At 70.9% G+C, this 13,964-nt stretch carries 17 protein-coding genes; 10 read left to right on the forward strand and 7 right to left on the reverse strand.

Features of this window, described 5'->3' with window-relative positions:
- Window positions 1-25 precede the first annotated feature (25 nt).
- Both ACFWI8_RS09020 and ACFWI8_RS09025 read left to right on the forward strand, forming a co-directional pair.
- Entirely contained in the window at window positions 26-628 is a 603-nt protein-coding gene (locus ACFWI8_RS09020) for a hypothetical protein (RefSeq protein WP_387087494.1), read from the forward strand.
- A 14-nt stretch (window positions 629-642) separates the two neighbouring features.
- Window positions 643-1,308, forward strand: a complete 666-nt coding sequence (locus tag ACFWI8_RS09025; RefSeq protein ID WP_387087496.1) for a formylglycine-generating enzyme family protein — start codon at window positions 643-645, stop codon at window positions 1,306-1,308.
- A 14-nt stretch (window positions 1,309-1,322) separates the two neighbouring features.
- Here ACFWI8_RS09025 and ACFWI8_RS09030 read toward each other — a convergent pair whose 3' ends face one another.
- Together ACFWI8_RS09030 and ACFWI8_RS09035 are read right to left on the reverse strand one after the other, a co-directional pair.
- A complete protein-coding gene (locus ACFWI8_RS09030; RefSeq protein ID WP_387087498.1) occupies window positions 1,323-1,649 on the reverse strand; it encodes a DUF6234 family protein in 327 nt (108 codons plus the stop codon).
- 48 nt (window positions 1,650-1,697) lie between these two features.
- Window positions 1,698-2,315 (reverse strand): TetR family transcriptional regulator, encoded by a 618-nt coding sequence (locus ACFWI8_RS09035; RefSeq protein WP_387087571.1) that lies wholly within the window; start codon window positions 2,313-2,315, stop codon window positions 1,698-1,700.
- 104 nt (window positions 2,316-2,419) lie between these two features.
- Here ACFWI8_RS09035 and ACFWI8_RS09040 point away from each other — a divergent pair, with 104 nt between their 5' ends.
- The 3 genes from ACFWI8_RS09040 (at window position 2,420) to ACFWI8_RS09050 (ending at window position 5,171) form a co-directional block, all read left to right on the forward strand.
- Window positions 2,420-3,349, forward strand: a complete 930-nt coding sequence (locus tag ACFWI8_RS09040) for an oxidoreductase (RefSeq protein ID WP_387087500.1) — start codon at window positions 2,420-2,422, stop codon at window positions 3,347-3,349.
- 152 nt (window positions 3,350-3,501) lie between these two features.
- Window positions 3,502-3,915, forward strand: coding sequence for a YciI family protein (locus ACFWI8_RS09045; protein ID WP_387087502.1), 414 nt, complete (start codon window positions 3,502-3,504; stop codon window positions 3,913-3,915).
- Window positions 3,912-5,171, forward strand: a complete 1,260-nt coding sequence (locus ACFWI8_RS09050; RefSeq protein ID WP_387087504.1) for an RNA polymerase sigma factor — start codon at window positions 3,912-3,914, stop codon at window positions 5,169-5,171. The genes ACFWI8_RS09045 and ACFWI8_RS09050 overlap by 4 nt, the downstream gene beginning before the upstream one ends.
- A 7-nt stretch (window positions 5,172-5,178) precedes the next feature.
- On the opposite strand, the gene ACFWI8_RS09055 is transcribed toward ACFWI8_RS09050, so the two are convergent.
- Together ACFWI8_RS09055 and ACFWI8_RS09060 are read right to left on the reverse strand one after the other, a co-directional pair.
- Window positions 5,179-6,015, reverse strand: coding sequence for a phytanoyl-CoA dioxygenase family protein (locus ACFWI8_RS09055; protein WP_387087507.1), 837 nt, complete (start codon window positions 6,013-6,015; stop codon window positions 5,179-5,181).
- A 13-nt stretch (window positions 6,016-6,028) separates the two neighbouring features.
- Entirely contained in the window at window positions 6,029-6,457 is a 429-nt protein-coding gene (locus ACFWI8_RS09060) for a hypothetical protein (RefSeq protein WP_311601720.1), read from the reverse strand.
- A 106-nt stretch (window positions 6,458-6,563) separates the two neighbouring features.
- On the opposite strand from ACFWI8_RS09060, the gene ACFWI8_RS09065 reads away from it, so the two are divergent.
- The 4 genes from ACFWI8_RS09065 (at window position 6,564) to ACFWI8_RS09080 (ending at window position 9,204) form a co-directional block, all read left to right on the forward strand.
- On the forward strand, window positions 6,564-7,307 hold the full coding sequence (locus tag ACFWI8_RS09065; protein WP_387087509.1) for a hypothetical protein: 744 nt from the start codon (window positions 6,564-6,566) through the stop codon (window positions 7,305-7,307).
- Between the two features lie 100 nt (window positions 7,308-7,407).
- Window positions 7,408-7,881, forward strand: a complete 474-nt coding sequence (locus ACFWI8_RS09070) for a carboxymuconolactone decarboxylase family protein (RefSeq protein WP_387087511.1) — start codon at window positions 7,408-7,410, stop codon at window positions 7,879-7,881.
- Window positions 7,881-8,258 (forward strand): DoxX family protein, encoded by a 378-nt coding sequence (locus ACFWI8_RS09075; RefSeq protein WP_387087513.1) that lies wholly within the window; start codon window positions 7,881-7,883, stop codon window positions 8,256-8,258. The genes ACFWI8_RS09070 and ACFWI8_RS09075 overlap by 1 nt, the downstream gene beginning before the upstream one ends.
- A 22-nt stretch (window positions 8,259-8,280) precedes the next feature.
- The gene (locus ACFWI8_RS09080; RefSeq protein WP_387087515.1) at window positions 8,281-9,204 is read left to right on the forward strand and encodes an RNA polymerase sigma-70 factor; all 924 of its coding nucleotides are present in this window, start codon (window positions 8,281-8,283) and stop codon (window positions 9,202-9,204) included.
- A 3-nt stretch (window positions 9,205-9,207) separates the two neighbouring features.
- Here the strand turns inward: ACFWI8_RS09080 and ACFWI8_RS09085 are convergent, their stop codons facing one another.
- On the reverse strand, window positions 9,208-9,420 hold the full coding sequence (locus ACFWI8_RS09085) for a DUF397 domain-containing protein (RefSeq protein ID WP_387087517.1): 213 nt from the start codon (window positions 9,418-9,420) through the stop codon (window positions 9,208-9,210).
- Window positions 9,407-10,309 carry a helix-turn-helix domain-containing protein gene (locus tag ACFWI8_RS09090; protein ID WP_387087519.1) on the reverse strand — a complete coding sequence of 301 codons (903 nt, stop codon included), beginning with the start codon at window positions 10,307-10,309 and terminating at the stop codon, window positions 9,407-9,409. Before ACFWI8_RS09090 ends, ACFWI8_RS09085 begins: the two co-directional genes overlap by 14 nt.
- A 244-nt stretch (window positions 10,310-10,553) precedes the next feature.
- Between ACFWI8_RS09090 and ACFWI8_RS09095 the strand changes: the two genes are divergently transcribed.
- A complete protein-coding gene (locus tag ACFWI8_RS09095; protein WP_387087573.1) occupies window positions 10,554-10,889 on the forward strand; it encodes an ATP-binding protein in 336 nt (111 codons plus the stop codon).
- Here the strand turns inward: ACFWI8_RS09095 and ACFWI8_RS09100 are convergent.
- Entirely contained in the window at window positions 10,880-13,960 is a 3,081-nt protein-coding gene (locus ACFWI8_RS09100; RefSeq protein ID WP_387087521.1) for an NACHT domain-containing protein, read from the reverse strand. The genes ACFWI8_RS09095 and ACFWI8_RS09100 overlap by 10 nt on opposite strands.
- Window positions 13,961-13,964: the final 4 nt, after the last annotated feature.

Below are 13,964 nucleotides of genomic sequence, written 5' to 3' on the forward strand. Positions count from 1 at the left end.
CAGCCCCACGACCAGAGGAGTCACCGTGCCACGCCACCGTGCCGGACACCGCTTCGCCGTCGCGGCCACGGCCGCCGCGCTCGTTCCGCTGCTCTTCGTGTCCGCGTGCGGCGAGGAGGACTCGGGCGCCGCCGACGCCGGGCCGAGCGAGACGGATCAGCCCACGGACGCGGGCATCGAGACCGAGGACCCGGCCGACGCGGTGGTCGGCGACTGGGACGCCGAGCGCAAGGACCGGTCGGCGCAGGGGGCGGACGTGCCCCGGCTCACCGAGGTCGCCGTCACCGAGTTCGAGGAGTACGACCGCGTCACCTTCGCCTTCGACGGCAGCGCGCCGCAGGTCATCGCCAGCTACGTCGACGAACCCCCGAGCGGGGAAGGGGAGCCGCCGGAGCTGGCCGGTGCCCACAACCTCATGGTCGTCCTCGTCTGGGTCGACGAGGAGAGCGGCTTCGCACCGGCCGACCTCACCGACACCGTCCGCGAGGTGCGGGACTTCGGCATCTTCGAGGGCGAACTGCGCGTGGTCCTCGGCCTCGACACCCCCGGCGGCGGCGCCCCCGGCTTCCGGGTGACCGGCACGGAGGACGAGGTCGTCGTCGACATCGCCCACGAGCAGGCCGGCTGACGGGAGACGGTGGCATGGACCTCGTCACCGTCCCGGCCGGCCGGGTGACACTCTCGGACCGGCGCACCGAGCGCCGCTGGACCGTCGACGTCGCGGCGTTCCACCTCGCGCCGTTCCCCGTGACGCAGGCGGCGTTCGCCCGGGTCACCGGCGAGCGGCCGAGCGCGGCGCGCGGCGACGAACTGCCCGTGGAGAGCGTGTCCTGGTGGGACGCCGTCCGCTTCTGCGACGCCCTCTCCAGGAGCGAGGGGCTCACGCCCGCCTACCGCGTCGGCGACGGGGGCGAGGACGTCATGTGGGACCGCTCGGCCGACGGGTACCGGCTGCCGACCGAGGCCGAGTGGGAGCACGCCTGCCGCGCCGGCACCACGGGACCGCGTTACGGGGACCTCGACGAGATCGCCTGGCACCGCGGCAACTCGGGTGAGCGCGTCCACGAGGTGGGCGGCAGAAAGCCCAACGCCTGGGGGCTGTACGACATGTTGGGCAACGTGTGGGACTGGTGCTGGGACCAGTACGACCCCGAGGTCTACGGCGGCTACCGGGTGCTGCGCGGCGGCGGCTGGTTCGACGAACGCTGGAGCTGCCGCGCCTCGGTCCGCCGCCGCAGCCACCCCACCTTCCGCACCGACGACGTCGGCTTCCGCCTCGCACGGTCGGTCACCCGCCCCGTTTCCTGAGGCCGTGGGCGGCCCTAGGCGGTCGCCCAGACGAGGATCAGCCCGACCGTGACCACGGCCATCACCCCCTGCGTCGCGGCCGTCGCCGGGGCGTGCCGTCGGGCTGCGCGCTCCGCCGACCAGGCCATCATCGCCGCCAGCACCCCGTAGGCCGCGAGGTAGCCCCTGACCGGATCGGGGACGTGGGGGTCCGTCTGATCGAGGCTCCAGCCGGACAGCACCCATAACCCGAAGATCACCACCAGGGCCAGGATTTCGACGACGACGAGGCCGAAGGCGCCGGCCGCGTCGGCGATCCGATGGCGACGTGGGCTGTTGTGGTTCGCGGTGGGTGTACTCATACGGACCAGCGCGCCGCCGGCGCCGCCGCCCCGCATGAGTACGCGTACTCAGATCCCGACCCCGGCGCGGCCGACGCCGGACGCGTCCAGCGCCGGGGCGATGAGCGCGAAGGCTTGGTCGGTCAGCGCCGCCGGGTCCTCCGTGCCCTCGCTCTCGCTCCACCGCCGCAGCACGGTGTCGAAGGCGGACAGCGCCATCCCGGCGGCCAGCCGGGGATAGAGATCGGTGCCGACGTCGAGACCGAGCCGGCGGGCCTGCTCCTCCGCCAGCTCCTCCCGCCACCCCGCCTGCCGCTCCATGAAGCGTGCCAGCAGGGCGGGCGTGCGCAGGATCAGCCGCACCACCCGCAACGCCCGCTCGGTGTGGTCGGAACGGTCGGCGCAGGCGGCGAGCCCGGCCCCGACGGCGTGCCGCAGCGCCACTGAAGGACGCTCCTCGCGGGGGCGCGCCGCCAACTCCGCGCGCATGCCGGCGCCGAGGTCGGCCAGGAACTGGACGACCACGTCCTCCTTGGACGCGAAGTACCGGAAGAACGTCCGCCGGGAGACGCCCGCCGCCGCCACGATCTCGTCGACGGTGACCGCGTCGTACCCCTTGGACGCCAGCAACTGCAGCGCCGCCTCGGTCAGTTCGTTCGAGACGAGCTGACGCTTGCGTTCGGCCATGGTCACGTCGGGGCGGGAGCTCACCTCGCCAGCATAGCCGCCATGCCGCGTGCGGCACTCGGGCGCATATTGACATTGAGTGCCACCAAAGGCAAGGTGTGCCCATGAGTGAGCGGCAGCGCTGGACCGCCGAGCGGATCCAGGACCAGACCGGGCGCGTCTTCGTCGTCACCGGGGCCAACAGCGGCCTCGGCCTGGCGACCACCCGCGCCATCGCCCGCGCCGGCGGGCACGTGATCCTCGCCGTGCGCGACGAGGGCCGGGGCGCCAGGGCGGCGGCCGGGATCACCGCGGAGCAGCCGGACGCCGATCTCGAGGTGCGACGACTCGACCTGTCCGACCTCGACTCGGTCCGCGCCTTCGCCGACCGGCTGCGCGCCGACCACCCGCGGCTCGACGTGCTCGTCAACAACGCCGGCGTCATGGCCCCGCCACGCACCCTCAGCGCCCAGGGCCACGAGCTCCAGTTCGCCTGCAACCACCTCGGACACTTCGCGCTCACCGGCCTGCTGCTCGACCGCCTGGCCGCGGGTCGCGACCCGCGCGTGGTCACCGTTAGCTCGGTCAACCACCGCCAGGCCCGCATCCGCTTCGAGGACCTCACCGGCGAGCGCGGCTACTCGCCCATGGCCTTCTACAACCAGTCCAAGCTGGCCAACGCCGTCTTCGGCATGGAGCTCCACCGCCGCCTCACCGAGGCCGGCAGCCCCGTCGCCAGCGTGCTCGCCCACCCCGGCTACACCGCCACCAACCTGCAGACCAGCGCCACCGTCGGCCTGTGGCGGGTGCTGCTCGGCCGCCTCGGCAACCCGCTGCTCGCCCAGCCAGCGGACCGGGGCGCGCTGCCCCAGCTGTACGCGGCGACCGAACCCGGCATGGCGGGCGGCGAGTTCATCGGCCCCGCCGGCCCCGCCGAACTCCGCGGCGCCCCCACCCGGGTGCGTCCTGCGCCCCGCGCCACCGACCCCGAGACCGGGCGCCGGCTCTGGGAGCTCTCGGAACGGCTGACCGAAACCCCCTTCCACCTCGGCTGATGCGCCGGTACTGCGCGCCTGGAAAAAATCTCGAAGAAAATCCGCGCCCGATGTCGAGAACCCCGGGCCGGCTCCGACGTCTCAGGTGAGAGGCGCCCGAGAGGGGCGCCGAGGAGCCCGGCCCGAGTGGCCGACCGAGGAGAAGACGAGCCATGAAGTACCTGGTGATGGTCTACGGCAAGCAGGCCGACTACGACGCCATGAACGGCACCCCCACCCCAGGCCACCCCGCCTACAGCCAGGCCGACCTCGGAGCCATGTTCACCTTCATGGAGTCGCTCAACAACGACCTCGCCGAGTCCGGCGAACTCGTCGAGGGCCAGGGCCTGACCGAGCCCAGGCAGGCCATCGTGATCACCGGCGGCCCCGACGGCAAGCCCGTCGTCTCGGACGGCCCCTTCGGCGAGACCAAGGAGGTGCTGGCCGGCTACTGGGTGCTGGACTGCGCCAGCGCCGAGCGCGTGACGGAGATCGCGAAGCGCGTCTACGAGTGCCCGTCGCCCGAGGGCTCGATCATCCCGGACGTCGTCGTCCGCCCGATCGCGGAAGCCCCGGCCGAGGCGTGACCACCACCCCGTCCGAGGACCTGCTGCGCCGCCTGGCGCCGCAGGTCCTCGGGGCGCTCGTCCGCCGCCACGGCCACTTCGACGCCGCCGAGGACGCGGTGCAGGAGGCGCTGCTGGCCGCCGCCCAGCAGTGGCCGACGCACGGCACCCCCGACAACCCGCGTGGCTGGCTGATCCGCGTCGCGTCGCGCCGGCTGCTCGACGAACTGCGCGCCGAGACCGCCCGCCGGCGTCGGGAGGAGACCGTCGTCGCCCTCACCCCGGCCGACGAGCTGCACGCCCCGCCGCCCGGCGAGTCCCGCCACCCGCGCGAGGACGACACGCTGACGCTGCTCGTGCTCTGCTGCCACCCGGCCCTGTCGACCGCCTCGCAGATCGCGCTGACCCTGCGCGCCGTCGGCGGCCTGACCACCGGGGAGATAGCCCGCGCGTTCCTGGTCCCCGAGTCGACGATGGCGCAGCGCATCAGCCGCGCCAAGAAGACCATCAAGCAGGCGGGCGCCCGCTTCGCCACCCCGAGCGCCCAGGAACTCCCGACCCGGCTCACGCCCGTCCTCCGGGTCCTCTACCTCGTCTTCAACGAGGGCCACACCGCCACCTCGGGACAGGCGCTGCACCGCGCCGAGCTGGCCACCGAGGCCATCCGGCTGACCCGTGCCCTGCACCGGCTGGTGCCGCACGACGGCGAGGTGACGGGCCTGCTCGCGCTGATGCTGCTGACCGACGCCCGCCGCGACGCCCGCACCGGCGCCGGTGGCGAGCTGATCCCGCTGGCCGAGCAGGACCGCACCCGCTGGAACAAGCACGCCGTGGACGAGGGGACCGAGCTGGTCAGCGCCGCCCTCGCCGCGCCCGGCCCGCTCGGCCCCTACCAGGTCCAAGCCGCCATCGCCGCCGTGCACGACGAGGCGGCCGGGCCCGAGGACACCGACTGGCCGCAGATCCTCGCCCTCTACGACGTGCTGGCCGAACTCGCCCCCGGCCCGGTGACCGAGCTCAACCGCGCCGTCGCGGCCGCCATGGCACTCGGCCCACGCGTCGGGCTCGACCGCCTGGCCGCGCTCGACGCGGACGGCACGCTCGCCGACCACCACCGCCTCGACGCGGTGCGCGGCCACCTGCTGGAGATGACCGGCGACCACGAGGCCGCCCGCGCCGCCTTCCAGCGCGCCGCCGCCCGCACTCTCAGCATCCCGGAGCGCCGCTACCTCCAGCTGAAGGCCGCGGCCCCGGCGCCGCCGTCGGACAGCGCGTGACGGGCGTTCACCAGGGGTCGAGGCCGAGCAGCCGCCGGGTCAGCGGCGACATGGCGGCGAGCCGCGCGGCGTCGTAGCGCTCGCGCGGCAGCGGCCGGTCCTCGCCGTGCGGGTGAGGCACGCGCACGTAGCGCATGAACTGCGCCACGCGGGTCGTCGGCCGCCGGTTGTGTGAGGCGGCGTGCGGCATCAGGTGGTGCAGCAGCGCGAACGAGCCGGCCGGGCCCGTCACCTCCACGGTCTCCAGGTGGGTGATCCGCTTCCACCCCTGGTGCAGCGCCCGGCCGTCCGCACCGGCGGCCCGGGCGGCCCGCACCTCCTCCTCCACGATCCGGTGCCCGCCGGGCACCACGTGAATCCCGCCACCGCCCGGCGCCACGTCGGTGAGGTAGTAGCAGCCGCCCAACTGCACCTCCTCCGGCGTGAACAGGAAGTCCACGCCGGGCGGCACCGAGGCGTCGACGTGCAGGCCCTGGCTCAACACCTCGTCACCCAGGGCGTCGTTGCGCAGCGTGATGCCGATCGACCCGTCGAAGGCGCGCAGCCGGTGCGTGCCCAGCAGCTGCGCCACGGTCCGGTAGAGCCGCTCGTTGCCCATCAACGGCAGCAGCTCCGGGGTGTCCCAGGTCTGGTCGCCACCCGAACGCAGCGGCTTGATACGGCTGTTGAAGACCTGCCAGGACTCGGGCAGGGACAGGTCGGCGGGGACCAGGTCGAGCACCGCGGCGCGGTAGCGGGCGACCTCGTCCGGGGTGAGCACGTTCTCCAGGAGCAGGAAGCCGTCCCGGTGGAACCGGGCCACCTGCTCGTCGGTCAGCACACGCGGCAGTTCCTCGACGCCCACTCGGTGGCCTCCTTCAGGCTGGGCCACCCTGAAGTCTCCCGGCCTCCCCGGCCCCTGGCAACGGCGCCGAGCGGCGGCGCTCGTCGGCCGAGCACGGATCACAGAGCGCGGTGATCCACGTGCCGTGCCGCCCGCCGCCGAACCTCGGCTGGCCGGGCCGCCCGCACAGCTCGCACGTGCGCTCCGAGTCCCGCTCCGCCGCCTCCGTGAGCCGGGCCGCCGCGTCCATCCAGTGCCCGTCGAACTCGCCCGCTTCGTCGAAGCGCTCGGCCACCCATATCCGCAGGCCGCCGAGGCGCCGCTCACACACCTCGATCCGGTAGTCGGGTGCCAGCTCAAGCAGCCGCCGATGCAGCCCCTCGAGCAACGCAGCCCAGCCTGGGCCGACGGTGTCGGCCCAGGCTGGCAGCTGCTGGTTCTCCCGGAAGGCGGGAACGCTCATACCCACCATCATCGCCGGAGGCACTGACAATCCGTCGCGATCGGGCCGAGCCAGCCCACCACGGTGTCCGCCCGGAATGTCAGCGCCGTGTCGTACGGTCCGAACCGTGATCCAACGACCGACGAACCATGCGGAGAGCCCCTACGACGCCGCCTTCCTCCCACGGCTCCGGATGGGCTTCCGCGCGCCGGCCGGGCCCGTCGGTGAGCCGGTCTCCAAGTTCGGCGGCCAGCCGGTGTGGCTCGACGAGCCGACCTGGCCGGTGCACCCCCGCACCCGCGAGCCGCTGGTGTTCATCGGCCAGTTCCGGGTGCCGGGGGAGGAGCTGCGGCTGGCCTACCTGTTCCTCCATGAGGACGACGGGCTCATGGAGAGCGAGCCGGAGACCGGCGAGGCCGTGGTCCTCACGCAGCCAGGCGGCCGCGTCCCGCCGTTCGCCGCCATTGGCCCGCCGGGCACCCGGGGCCGCACCCTGTGGCGCTACGGCTCCGACGACGCGGAGATACCCGTCGAGTGGCTGATCGACCTGCGACCGGTGTCGGCGGAGGTGGACGCCGGGATGGACGGGCGCGCGGCCTGGGGGCGGTACATGGCGAAGCGAGGCCCTGCGGCCGAGCTCCCCGACCATCCCCCGTATCCGCCGGACTTCCTCGGTGGGGCGGCGATCTTCCCGAACTTCCACGCCTGGGGTCTGGAGGACGGCCCGTGGCGGTTCCTGTGCCAGTTCCAGGACCGCGGCGACGACCCCGACTCCGACGACCCGTTCTTCCTCAACTTCGGCTACGGCAGCGGATTCGTCTTCCTCAGCCCCGACCACCGGGAGGGCCGCTTCATCCACGACTGCACGTGAAGTTCGTGTCGTAGGTCACATCTCCGCCCGTGTCACAGGGCGTCGGGCTACCTCGTCTCGGGGGTGTAGCCAGCCACTCACGAGCACGGAGGAGCACACCATGGACGCGCGACTGAACTACTTCGCCAGCCCGACCGCCGGCAAGGCGCTCAAGTACTTCATGTCGACGGGCAGGGCGCTCAAGGAGTCGGCGCTGCCGGCCGCCACGCAGGAGCTGGTGGCGCTGCGCGTCAGCCAGATCAACGGCTGCGCCGTCTGCCTCGACATGCACACCAAGGAGGCCGCCGCGGCCGGCGAGACCGCGGTCCGGCTGAACCTGGTCGCGGCGTGGCGGGAGGCCACGGTCTTCACGGAGGCCGAGCGCGCGGCGCTGGCGCTGGCCGAGGAGGGTACCCGCGTCGCCGACGCGGGGAGCGGGGTCAGCGACGAGGTGTGGGAGCTCGCCGCCAAGCACTACGACGAGGAGCAGCTCACCGCCCTGGTGATGATGGTCTCCTTCCTGAACGCGGTGAACCGGCTGAACATCATCACCCAGCAGCCGGCCGGCAGCTACGAGGTCGGGCAGTTCCACTGATGAACCTCGCACTGTGGATCGCCGCCGGACTGCTGGCCGCCGTCGCCCTGACCGGCGGCATCACCAAGACCTTCGTCCCCGTGGAGAAACTGGCCGCGGCCCATGGCGGGGGATGGACCGGGGACGCCGGCACCGGACCCGTCAGAACTCTCGGGATCCTGGAGCTCCTGGCCGCCGTCGGCCTGATCCTGCCCGCCGCGGTCGACATCGCGCCCGTACTCGTACCGGTGACCGCCCTGTGCTGGGTCGTGCTCATGCTCGGCGCGATGATGACTCACGGCCGGCGCGGCGAGTACCCGCTCGTCGCGCTGAACGTGGTCTACCTCGCCCTCGCGGTGTTCGTGGCCTGGGGCCGCCTCGGCCCCGAACCGTTCTAGCCGGAGGGAGAAGGAAACCGTGGTGAGCAAGGTCGAGGAGTTCGAGGAGCTGCGGCCGCTGCTGTTCTCGATCGCCTACCGCGTCCTCGGCAGCGTGAGCGAGGCCGAGGACGCGGTCCAGGAGACGTGGCTGCGCTACGACGCCTCGACGACCCGGCCCGAGTCGACCAAGGCGTTCCTGTCGACGACGGTGACCCGGATCTCCATCGACGTGCTGCGCTCCGCGCGGGTGCGCCGCGAGGAGTACGTCGGGCCCTGGTTCCCCGAGCCGCTGCTGAGCGACCCGTACCAGGACCCGGCGCGCTCCGCGGAGCTGGCCGACTCGGTGTCGATGGCCGCGCTGCTGTTGCTTGAGCGGCTCAGCCCCCTGGAGCGGGCGGTCTTCCTGCTGCGGGAGGTCTTCGGCTTCGGCTTCGACGAGATCGGTGAGGCGGTGGGCCGCTCCGAGGCGGCATGCCGGCAACTGCTGGTGCGGGCCCGCCGCCACATGGCCGCCGACCGCCCGCGCTTCGCGGCGGACCGCCGGGAACGGCAGGAGCTGGCGACCCGGTTCCTCGACGCGCTGAAGGACGGCGACGTGGGCGGGCTCCAGAACCTGCTGGCCGCCGACGTGCAACTCGTCGGCGACGGCGGCGGCAAGGCCCCGCAACTGGCGAAGGCCGTGGTGGGCGCGGAGAACGTGGCCCGGCTGCTGGGCTCGGTCTACCCCTGGCTGCTCCGGATCGACGTCACGTTCGAGCCGCACGAGATCAACGGCCAGCCCGGCGCGATCCTCCGCGACCGGGACGGCGCGATCCTGCACACCCTGACCCTCGACGTGCTCGACGGGCAGATCCAGACCATCCGCACGGTGATCAACCCCGACAAGCTCACTCACCTCGGCCCGGTCGCCGACGCCTGGGCGATCGACCGCGAGGTCCGACGCGTCCGCCGGGCGGAGGGGTGACGCTCACCGGCGGCCGGACCCAACGTTCAACCCGCAGCGCTTGATGTGCGCGAGCAGTGCCCGGCAGGCGCGGGGGCGGGCGCTGAGGACGGTGTCCGGGTCCTCGCTCTCGCGGAGGAGGATGACGCCGCCGGGAGATATGGTGGCGAGTTCGACGCACTCGCCACTGCCGGAGCCGTTGCTGAAGGAAGACTTCTGCCAGTCAGGGGCCGGCATACGGCGCCTCCTCAAGGAGGTAGCGGAGGTGCTGGAGCAGCCGCAAAGAGCTGCGCGGCCCGTCGTTCGTCGGATCCAGCGGGGACAGCGCAACGTTACTCAGCTGCTCGAAACCCGTCGTGAATTGGGCGATGTGCGCTCGCTCGCTGAGGAACGACGCGCTCACCGGGTGCTCTACGTAGACCGTGCGCAACTCAGGACATGAGGCGTCGAAGATGACGAAAGGTGCTGTGGAGGTAGCCGGGTAGGAGGGTGCGCGGAACGGCAGGAGTTGAATCTCGACATGGGGTAGCCGCCCCATCTCCAGCAGGTGGTCCAGTTGGCCGAGCATCACGTCACGCGGCACGAAGTGCATGTGGAATGCCGCCTCATGAACGACCGCGTGGAAGCGTGGTGGTCGAGGGCCGTGGAGCACCCGTTGGCGGCGCTGCCGGAACTCGGCGTAACGCTCGCGCCGAGCCGTCGACGTGTCCGGCTCTCCGCTCTCGAAGAGCGCCCGCATGTAGGCGGGCGTCTGCAACAGGCCGGGCACGTACACCCACTGGAACGATCGATGTGCCCGTGCTGTCGACTCCAGCTCCGCCAGGTCGCAGGCGCGGCTGTCGACCGCGTCCGTGTACCGCGACCACCAGCCGGGGCCGGTCGGTTGAGCCATCTCAACCAGCTCATTGACGAGTGGTTTGCTTGCTACACCGTAAGCGTTGAGCAGTCGGCGCAACTTGTCCTCTGAGATCCCGGTCCGGCCTGTTTCGATGTGGCTCATGTGGGCGCGCCCGAGGTCGGCATGACTGCCCGCCTCGGTCGCCGACATACCGGTGGACTCGCGCAGTCTACGCAACTCCTCAGCCAGACGGCGTTGTCGCTGCGTCGGATGCGTTCGTAGTCCCACCGCTTCAGCTCCCTTCGTGCGTGGGCGGAGTCTGCCTGGAGGCGCACGGCGAAGTCCACTCGATCGGGCGGAAGTGGGTCTCTCTGGTTGAGAATGCTAAACAGAGCCGTCTAGCGTGGCGCCACGAACCCAACGAGCCGAGGGGGGGAACGGCATGTGCCTCGTTCCTGTCCGGTCCGGGACCGCCGACTTCACCTTGCGGTTCCCGGCTCACCCCAGCTGGGTCCGCACCGCGCGCGACGCGATGCGGACCGCACTGCGGAGCGCCGTCCCGCTGAACGACGAACTGATTGAGACGGCGATGTTGTTGACCTCCGAGGTCGTCAGCAACGCGATCAACGCGTCGCTGCGTTGCCGGACGCCGCCGCCCGTCGACATACATGCCTGCTGGTCGCCGGAGGGGGAGTTGCAGGTACGGGTGTACGACCAGGGGCCGGGCATGCCGTGCGTCCCGGAGGGGATCCCGTCACTCGAACAGGAGGGCGGCCGTGGGCTGTTGCTTCTCGCCAACTGCGCCCGGCGGTGGGAGGTCTGCCGGCATACGCCGGGGCCGGGGAAGTCAGTCTGGTTTCAGCTGTAGCGCGCCCCTGGTGTTACCTCCAGGCCAATGCTTTCGAGGGCATCGGCATTCTTGTAGCTATAGGCAAGGGTGAGATCCACGCGCTTCAGGTCGGGAAGTTTGCTGAGCGGTGTCAGGTCAAGTTCATGCGCTTCCCCCAACACTATTGTGCGCAGTTGAGGAAACGAGTCGATCAGTGTATTCAGGTCAAAATTCGAGCCCTTTATTCTTGCGAGTGTGAGATGCGTTATGCGAGGAAATCTGAGACCGGTGGCGGCGAGCGGCAGCGCTGCGGCATCCATGTAGATCGCCTGCAAGGTCTGGTGCGTTGCAACCGCCCTCCATCCGGTGTGGGTGAAAGCCTTCCGTCCCCAGATCGTGAGTGCAGTCAGCCTGGGGAGTGCGCCCAGTTCGACTTCGCCGCTTGCCGGGGGCTCGTCGAAGACCAGCCAGGTGATGGGTGCTCCCTGGGGAAATTGCTGCAGTGGATTCTGGGCGCGAGGGAGTCGGACCACGACCTGTTTCACATGCGCGAATAACTCTAGTCCCCTAACCTCGCAATCGGGCGCGAGTTCCAGGTAAAGGGATGTCAAGGGGAGTTGCAGTAGGGGCGTGAGATCGATTTCTTGTTGTATGGAGATCACGGAAACGCCTGCAAGGTTCTTGAATCGGCCAAGCGATGCCAGGTCTGCGGGGGAGTTGAAATACGCGGCGCTTACTTGGTCTGCCACTCCGGCCTCAAGCATCGCCTGGGGGGTGAGGTTATGGGAATTTAGGGAACGCCCCTGGATGTTCGGGTGAGTCAGTTGGTCGCTGCTGGTTACAGTAATTTCGGCATCTGACGGGAGCTGCGGAAGGATGATATCTGCGAATGCTGAGTGGTCGAAACGCGACCAGGCTCCGGATACACTGTTCCGTACCTGGGCGTCGGGGAAGGTGGAGAATTCTGCAAGCAGCGCCAAGCCTGCCTCATCTCCCACTCCAATGATTGTTTCGGCCACGGCCACTGCCTCGGCTGGCGTGAGGTTTTCTGGGTGCGGAAGAAGTTCGAGAACGACCGGACCGGCTTTGGCTAGACGGTAGGCCTCTGCACGGCAACGTGGAGGAACGAGCTCGGAGGCACGCGCTGTCACCAGTTCCTGCACTTCCGGATCGAGCTGTGTCGCATGCTCCAGGCAGGCCATCGCCAGCAGGTGCAGCCGGATGCGGTGCTTCTTGACCGTGTCGCCGCGCTTGATCAATCCCTTCAGCAGGCGGGCGCGTTCGTTGGGGCGGCCGTGGGCTACGGCCATGCGGATGACGTCTTCCCACTGGTCGAGGTGGGCGTTCTTGATCAACAGGGGGAAGTCGCGGGCCTCGATGGCCTCGCGGGCGGCCAGGTAGTCCTGGAAGGTGCGGTGGACGAAGGTGAGCGCGCCCTCGGTCGGTTCGAGGAGGAGGCCCGAGCGGTCGAGGAGGTGGCGGAGGATCGCCTCGGCGTCGCCTTGGGCGGAGACCTGCGGCATGGAGGGGAGAACCTTGGAGATCAGGTCCAGTGCGTCCTCGCGTTCCAGTTCGGAGTGGCCGTTGCGGATCAGCCAGTACGCGAGCCGTTGGAGGAGCAGCGTCTGGGACGGGGCGTCCAGCCGCAGGCCGTGGTCGATCTTGCGTTGCTGGTCGCGGCGTTCGAGCAGCATGCGGAGCGCCGCGTCGTACAACGCCTCGCGGCCGCGCGGGAGGTAGCCGTGGCTGGTGCGGTGCAGGGCGCAGATCAGGCCGCACATCAGGGGGTTGGTGGCGAGGCGGCTGAGGTCGGGGCGGCTGCGGATGGCGGTGAGGAGGGCTTCGGCCTCGGTCTCGTCCGCCCCTGCGGCCCGGTGCCAGCGCTGCACGAACGCCGTCACGTCCTTGCGGTTCATCGGGGCCAGCGACAACTCGGTGAAGTCGTCGGCGGCCAACCAGTCCTCGCGCACGGCTGACGGCCGGGCCGTCACCACGCACACGCTGCCGGGGAACTCCCGCAGCAACTCCCGGAGCCAGGCGCGGGTGCGGTCGCGTTCCTGCTCGGGGATCTCGTCGATGCCGTCGACCAGCAGCAGCCCACGAGCACCGGCCAGGACGCGTTCGACCCAACCCCGGGGCGGGGTGTGGGGGCAGCGGACCGCCGTGAGGAAGTCGTCCGGCATGGGGAGGTCTTGGCCGGCCCTCGTCAGGGTCCGCATGGGGAGGACGAACGGGACCAGGCCGATGAGGTGGGAGAGCTCGGTGCTCAGGCGGTGCTCCGCAGCCGTGACCGCGAGCCACTGGACGAGCGTCGTCTTGCCGGAGCCGGCGACGCCGCGCAGCAAGACGCGTTGGCGGCCGGAGAGGGCGTGTTCGGCGCGCTGCGGAGGCACCGGGAGACCGCTGCCGTGCATGGGCCGTTCGGTGGTCTCCAGGCTCAGGTAGGCGTCGTCGAGCGGCCATTCGTCGTCCACGTCGATGCCGAAGATGGTGAGTTTGTTGTGCCGGCCGACGAGATAGCGCCGGTAGCGCTCCTCGAAGGCGGCGTCCTCGGCGGACTGGGAGGAGACGCGTTCCACCAGCAGGTCCAGGGTGTGGATGATCCGCTCCTGCTGGCGGGTCTGCTCGACCAGCGTGCGGGCCACGAACGTCGACCGCTTGGTGAAGAAGTCCAGGACGTGGAGGCAGGCCAGGGCCAGCACCCGGTCGTAGAAGACGGTCGCGTCGGAGGAGAGTTCGTCCGTGTTCTGGCGGAGTGCGCGGGCGAGCGGCTCCACGCCGAGGCGGACCGCCTGGACGTCGTCCATGTCGAGGTCGCCGAGCGCCTGGAGCGACCTGGCCAGCAGGTCGGCGACCATGATGCGGTCGAGCTCCAGCGGGGTGTCGTGCGGCCCGGTCGCCTTCGCCGCCCGCAGCGTCAGCTCGGTGGCGAGCTTCTCCACGTCGCGGTCGGTCAGCGTGCGCTTCTCGCCGCGGAAGGAGACGAGGGACGAGAGCCGCACCGGCTTGTCGACGAGGCCGGCGCCAGGGCCGTCCTGCCGGAACAGCCGCTTGACGAGTGGCGCGACGGCGCTCGACGCCAGCCGTAAGCCGGTGGTTCCGATGTCCATGGCA

The organism is Streptomyces sp. NPDC127098 (genome assembly GCF_042722465.1).
Taxonomy (GTDB): Bacteria; Actinomycetota; Actinomycetes; order Streptomycetales; family Streptomycetaceae; genus Streptomyces; species Streptomyces millisiae.

Bases quoted from the DNA above. Each gene is read 5' to 3' on its own strand.
- ACFWI8_RS09045 (WP_387087502.1), top strand. From the start codon at position 3,502: ATGAAGTACCTGGTGATGGTCTACGGCAAGCAGGCCGACTACGACGCC.
- ACFWI8_RS09075 (WP_387087513.1), top strand. From the start codon at position 7,881: ATGAACCTCGCACTGTGGATCGCCGCCGGACTGCTGGCCGCCGTCGCC.
- ACFWI8_RS09060 (WP_311601720.1), bottom strand. From the start codon at position 6,457: ATGAGCGTTCCCGCCTTCCGGGAGAACCAGCAGCTGCCAGCCTGGGCC.
- ACFWI8_RS09040 (WP_387087500.1), top strand. From the start codon at position 2,420: ATGAGTGAGCGGCAGCGCTGGACCGCCGAGCGGATCCAGGACCAGACC.
- ACFWI8_RS09085 (WP_387087517.1), bottom strand. From the start codon at position 9,420: ATGCCGGCCCCTGACTGGCAGAAGTCTTCCTTCAGCAACGGCTCCGGC.
- ACFWI8_RS09030 (WP_387087498.1), bottom strand. From the start codon at position 1,649: ATGAGTACACCCACCGCGAACCACAACAGCCCACGTCGCCATCGGATC.
- ACFWI8_RS09035 (WP_387087571.1), bottom strand. From the start codon at position 2,315: ATGGCCGAACGCAAGCGTCAGCTCGTCTCGAACGAACTGACCGAGGCG.
- ACFWI8_RS09070 (WP_387087511.1), top strand. From the start codon at position 7,408: ATGGACGCGCGACTGAACTACTTCGCCAGCCCGACCGCCGGCAAGGCG.
- ACFWI8_RS09100 (WP_387087521.1), bottom strand. From the start codon at position 13,960: ATGGACATCGGAACCACCGGCTTACGGCTGGCGTCGAGCGCCGTCGCG.
- ACFWI8_RS09095 (WP_387087573.1), top strand. From the start codon at position 10,554: ATGCGGACCGCACTGCGGAGCGCCGTCCCGCTGAACGACGAACTGATT.
- ACFWI8_RS09025 (WP_387087496.1), top strand. From the start codon at position 643: ATGGACCTCGTCACCGTCCCGGCCGGCCGGGTGACACTCTCGGACCGG.